Source organism: Geodermatophilus chilensis, assembly GCF_002802985.1.
GTDB lineage: Bacteria > Actinomycetota > Actinomycetes > Mycobacteriales > Geodermatophilaceae > Geodermatophilus > Geodermatophilus chilensis.
The window spans coordinates 1-5,243 of the sequence record NZ_NVPT01000248.1; the positions used below are offsets into that span (position 1 = coordinate 1).

Genomic DNA, 5,243 nt, shown 5'->3' on the forward strand with positions numbered 1-5,243 from the left:
GGATTTTGATAAGAGACAGACCCGGCGGTCGGCGGCCTGCCGGGCTGGGGCCTCGCGGTCGCGGCGGTCGCCGCCGCGGCCCTGCTCGTGCAGGCCGACCGGGGCCTGGGCCGGCTGGACGCCGGCCGCCTCCTCGCCGGCGGGACGACGGCCCGCTACGCCGGCGGTTCGCTGCTCTCGCTGGACACGCGGGAGCTGGGCCGCGCGCTGGCCGGCCGGGACCGCCCGCCCCGCCGCAGCCGCCGCTTCTCCCGGGTGCGCGCCCCCTGGCAGGCGGTGGTGGCCACCGACCTCGCCGTCCTCGCCCGCGGCCGGTGGCAGCTCGGCCAGCTCGCCGTCGCCGCCGCCGTCCCGGTCGTCGTCGCCCGCACCGAGGGGCTCGGCGCGCTGCCGCCCGCGGTGTGGGCCGGCTGCCTGCTGGGTGGGGGGCTGGCCGCGACGGCGGCCGGGCGGGCCGCCCGGGAGGCGCACGGCGCGCCGGAGCTGGACCGGCTGTTCGCGCTGTCGGCTGCGGCCGTGGTGCGCAGTCGCGCCGTCGTCCCGCTGGTCGCGACCGCGCTGGTCGGCACCCTCAGCGGGCTGCTGCTCGGGGTGGGCACCGGGCTGGTCGGCACCTGGGCGCTGCTCGGGCTGGCCGCGGCCCCGGCGTGGGCGGCGGCCTCGCTGCGCGGGGCGCTGCGCCCCGATCCGGACTGGTCCGGACCCGTCGTCTCCACGCCCATGGGCGTGCTGCCGGCCGGGGTCGGCGCCACGCTGGTGCAGGGGGTGGACGTCGGCGTGGTCGGCAGCCTGCCGCTGCTGGCCGTGCTGGTGACCGGCGGCCCGACCCCGTTGCTCGTCGCCGTCCAGGCGGGGTGGGCCCTGCTGCTGGCCGCGGCGGTGCTGGTGCAGCTCGGCCGGCGGCGGTCGCCGGGCAGCTGACCCGGCGGATCAGCCCTCGCCGGGGTGCACCACCCCGGCGCTGCCGCCGCCACGCCGCACGGCCTCGGCCGCGGCGAGCAGCCGGCCGTCGGGCAGGAACTCCACCCCGGTGGCGGCCCCGATCTCGTCGACCGGCGCGAAGGCGTGCCCGCGGGCGGTCAGCTCGGCGCCGTACGCGTCGAGGAAGGCCGGCTCCGCGTCGGCCGTCGCGCTGTTGCGCTGGCTGGCCCGCGGCGCCGCGATCGCGTCGGCCAGGTCGGCGCCGCGGTCCAGCCGGTCCACCAGCGTCTGCAGCACGGTGGTGATGATCGTGGCGCCGCCGGGCGAGCCGACGGCCAGCAGCGGCTCGCCGTCCTGCAGCACGACCGTCGGCGCCATGCTGCTGCGCGGCCGCTTGCCCGGAGCGGGCAGGTTCGGCTCGGGCCGGGTCGGGTCGGCGGGCGCGAAGGTGAAGTCGGTCAGCTCGTTGTTCAGCAGGAACCCGCGGCCGGGGACGGTGATCCCGCTGCCGCCGGTCTGCTCGATGGTCAGCGTGTAGCTGGCCACGTTGCCCGCGGCGTCGGCCACGGTGAGGTGCGTGGTCGACGGCCCCTCGGGGCCGCCGTCGTCGGTGGGTGCGGCCGGGGCCGGGCACGGGCCGTACCCACCGTCCGGGACGCCCGCCGGCACCGGCTTCGCCGCCGCGCGGACCGGGTCGACCAGGCACGCCCGCTCCGCGGCGAACCCGTCGGAGAGCAGCTCGGCCAGCGGCACCTGGGTGTAGGCGGGGTCGCCGACGTAGGCGTTGCGGTCGGCGAAGGCCAGCGCGCTCGCCTCCAGGTAGGTGTGCAGGACGTCGACCTCCGGCAGCGTGGCCAGGTCGGAGCCCTGCAGCACGTTCAGCGCCTCGCCGACGGTCGACCCACCGCTGGACGGCGGCGCCATCCCGTAGACCTCCAGGCCGCGGTACTCGACGCGGGTCGGCTCGCGCAGCGGCGCCTCGTACGCAGCGAGGTCGGACTCCTCCAGCAGGCCGGCGAGCACCGGCGCGGCGCCGTCGGCCACCGGGGGCTCCTGCGCCGTCCGCACGACCTCCTCGCCCAGCTCGCCGGTGTAGAGGACGTCGACCCCCTTGGCGGCCAGCAGCTCGTAGGTGCCCGCCAGGTCGGGGTTGCGGAAGACCGAGCCCACCTCGGGCAGCGCGCCGCCGGGGAGGAACAGCTCGGCGCTCGGTGTGAACCGGCGGAACCTCTCCTCGTTGTCGGCGGTCTGCCGGCGGAACGTCTCGTCGACGACGAAGCCCTCCTCGGCGAGCTCGGTGCCGCCCTGCAGCACCTCGCCCAGCGACAGCGTGCCGAACTCGTCGAGCACCCGCTGCCACGTCAGCGGGGTCCCCGGCGTGCCGACCGACAGCCCGCTCGTCACCGCCTCCCGGAAAGGCAGGGGCTCGCCGTCCTCCCCGAGGAAGGCATCGGCCCCCATCGCCCGCGGCGCGGTCTCCCGGCCGTCGACCGTGGTCACCTCACCGGTCGCGGCGTCGAACCACACGAAGAACCCGCCGCCCCCGACGCCGGCCGAGTAGGGCTCGGTGACGCCCAGTGCGGCGGCCGCGGCGACCGCCGCGTCGGCGGCGTTGCCGCCCGCGGCGAGCACCTCCAGGCCGACCCGGGTGGCGTCGGGGTCGACCGTGGCGACCGCGCCGCCGGTCCCGACCGCGCGGGGCACCTTCTCCGGCGGCGGGACGGCGTGCCCTGGCGTGGCACCCGCCGGACCGGCCGGGGCGACCCCGGTCAGGACGGCGGCGGTCAGGGCGGTCAGGACGGTGCGTCGACGCGGCACGGGGACTCCTCGGGCGTCGGGAGGGTCGCGGTCCGGGCACCCCAGCCTGCTCCTGGTGGCAGCGGCCCGCCCGGCGAGCTGGACCGGACGGGTGCGACGGGAGAGGATCGCGGGGTGAGCCGCATCAACGACGTCGGCGGCATGGTGGGCTTCCCCGCGATCGTCGAGGAGCCGGACGAGCCGACCTTCCACGCCGACTGGGAAGCGCACGTCCTGGCCCTCAACGCGGCGCTGATCCGGCGCGGCGTCTACAACCTCGACGAGTTCCGCGACGCCATCGAGCGGATGGAGCCGGCGACCTACCTCGCCAGCTCCTACTACGAGAAGTGGTTCACGGCCATCACCACCCTGCTGGTCGAGAAGGGGGTGGCGACGCCGGAGGAGCTCGCCGTCCCCCGGGACGCCTCCGGTGCCTGACCGCTTCGCCCCCGGCGACGCGGTGCGGACCAGCACCGCCGACCCGGCGTGGCACACCCGGCTGCCGCGGTACGCCCGTGGCGCGATCGGACGGGTGGTCGAGCTCGCGGGGCACCACCCGCTCGCCGACGACCGGGCCCGGGGCCTGCCGGGGACGACGCAGGCCGTCTACCACGTGCGGTTCACCGCCGCGGACCTGTTCGGCGACGGCGACCACGCCGTCACCGTGGAGCTCTGGGAGGACTACCTGGAGCCCGCCGACCCCCAGGGAGGGACACCATGAGCGGGGACCACCACGGCAGCTCGGCGATCTCCGAGCAGGTCCGGCACGTCGAGGCCCTGCTGGAGGCGCGCGGCCTGGTCGACGAGGGCGAACTCGACCGCCGCATCGACGAGTTCCTCGCCGGTGGCTCACCGGCCAACGGCGCCCGGATCGCCGCGCGCGCCTGGGTGGACCCGGCCTTCCGGGACCGGCTGCTGGCCGACGCCAACGCCGCCATCAGGGAGCTCGGGCTCTCGATGTCCGGCGGCCTGCAGGAGCAGCGGCTGAAGGTCGTCGCCAACACCGCGGACGAGCACAACGTGGTGGTCTGCACGCTGTGCTCCTGCTACCCGATCGCGCTGCTCGGCCCGTCCCCGTCCTGGTACAAGAGCGAGGCCTACCGCTCCCGGGTCGTCCGCGACCCGCGCGGGGTGCTCGAGGAGTTCGGCCTCGAGCTGCCGCCCACGACGCGGATCAGCGTGTGGGACGCCAGCGCGGAGTCCCGGTACATGGTCGTCCCCCGCCGGCCCGAGGGGACCGACGGGCTGTCGGAGGAGGAGCTGGCCGGCCTGGTCACCCGCAAGGGCCTGATCGGCACCGCCGCCGTCTGACGCGCCTGCGGGTGCCGGCCCGGCGTCGCCTGGACCGGCACCCGCGGTCGACTCACCCGCCGGCGAGCAGCAGCACCTTCCCGACGTGCGTGCTGGCCGCCACCAGCGCGTGTGCCTCCGCGGCGCGGGACATCGGCACCCGGCGGTCCACGACCGGCCGGACCACCCCCTCCTCGATAGCCGGCCACACGTCCCGCCGGACCGCGGCAACCACCTCCGCCTTGCTGCCCGGCCCGGTCGCCGGGCGGCCCCGCAGCGTCGTGGCGTGCACCGACCCGCGCGTGCGCATGAGCACGGCGAGGTCGAGCTCTCCCCGGGTGCCGCCCTGCATGCCGATGCACACCAGCCGCCCGCCCGTGGCGAGGACGTCGACGTTGCGACCCAGGTAGGCCGCCCCCATGTTGTCGAGGACGACGCCGGCGCCGCGCCCGTCGGTGGCCGCCCGCACCACGTCCACGAAGTCCTCCTCGCGGTAGTCGACCAGCACCTCCGCACCGAGGTCCCGGCAGACGGCCAGCTTGGCGGCGCTGCCCGCCGTCGTGGCCACCCGGGCACCGGCACGGACGGCCAGCTGGATGGCCATCGTGCCGATGCCACTCGACCCGCCGTGCACCAGGAAGACCTCGCCGGCGCGCAGCCCGGCGAGCAGGAAGACGTTCGACCAGACGGTGCACACCACCTCCGGGAGCGCGGCCGCGTCCACCAGGTCCACCCCGGCGGGACGGGGCAGCAGCTGCCCGGCCGGGACGGCGACCCGCTCCGCGTACCCGCCGCCGGACAGCAGGGCGCACACCTCGTCACCCACCGACCACCCGGTCACGCCGGGTCCGACCTCGCTGACGACGCCGCTGCACTCCAGACCGAGGATCTCGGTCGCCCCGGGCGGCGGCGGGTAGTTGCCCTCCCGCTGCATGAGGTCGGCCCGGTTGACCGCGGTCGCAGCGACATCGACGAGGACCTCGCCCGGCCCGCAGACCGGGTCGGGGGCCTCGCCCCAGCCGAGCACCTCGGGCCCTCCGGTCCCGGCCATGGTCACCGCGCGCATCGAGCCCTCCGGGTCCCGCCCCGGGTGCAGCTGCTCACTCGGATGCCGCGGTGGCGGTGTTGCCCTCGCTCTGCTGGCTGCTGGGTGGGCCGATCCAGACGGTCTTGGCGTTGCAGAACTCGTACATGCCCAGCTCGGTCAGCTCCCGGCCGTAGCCGCTCTGCTTGAC

General features: G+C 76.7%; 6 protein-coding genes. 4 read left to right on the plus strand and 2 right to left on the minus strand.

What is annotated here, in order from left to right:
* Positions 1-36: 36 nt before the first annotated feature.
* Complete coding sequence (locus CNO22_RS25435; RefSeq protein WP_269799641.1) at positions 37-921, plus strand: DUF6297 family protein; 885 nt, start codon at positions 37-39, stop codon at positions 919-921.
* A gap of 9 nt (positions 922-930) precedes the next feature.
* Here the strand turns inward: CNO22_RS25435 and ggt are convergent, their stop codons facing one another.
* Positions 931-2,739: a gamma-glutamyltransferase gene (gene ggt / locus CNO22_RS25440; RefSeq protein ID WP_100502037.1), complete on the minus strand. Its 1,809-nt coding sequence runs from the start codon at positions 2,737-2,739 to the stop codon at positions 931-933.
* 114 nt (positions 2,740-2,853) lie between these two features.
* On the opposite strand from ggt, the gene CNO22_RS29840 reads away from it, so the two are divergent.
* The 3 genes from CNO22_RS29840 to CNO22_RS25455 are packed head-to-tail and all read left to right on the plus strand — an operon-like array spanning position 2,854 to position 4,029.
* Positions 2,854-3,156, plus strand: coding sequence for an SH3-like domain-containing protein (locus tag CNO22_RS29840; RefSeq protein WP_100502039.1), 303 nt, complete (start codon positions 2,854-2,856; stop codon positions 3,154-3,156).
* Positions 3,149-3,439 (plus strand): SH3-like domain-containing protein, encoded by a 291-nt coding sequence (locus CNO22_RS29845; protein ID WP_100502040.1) that lies wholly within the window; start codon positions 3,149-3,151, stop codon positions 3,437-3,439. The genes CNO22_RS29840 and CNO22_RS29845 overlap by 8 nt, the downstream gene beginning before the upstream one ends.
* Positions 3,436-4,029 carry a nitrile hydratase subunit alpha gene (locus CNO22_RS25455; protein WP_100502042.1) on the plus strand — a complete coding sequence of 198 codons (594 nt, stop codon included), beginning with the start codon at positions 3,436-3,438 and terminating at the stop codon, positions 4,027-4,029. Before CNO22_RS29845 ends, CNO22_RS25455 begins: the two co-directional genes overlap by 4 nt.
* A 52-nt stretch (positions 4,030-4,081) precedes the next feature.
* Here the strand turns inward: CNO22_RS25455 and CNO22_RS25460 are convergent, their stop codons facing one another.
* The gene (locus tag CNO22_RS25460; RefSeq protein ID WP_100502043.1) at positions 4,082-5,074 is read right to left on the minus strand and encodes an NAD(P)H-quinone oxidoreductase; all 993 of its coding nucleotides are present in this window, start codon (positions 5,072-5,074) and stop codon (positions 4,082-4,084) included.
* Positions 5,075-5,243: the final 169 nt, after the last annotated feature.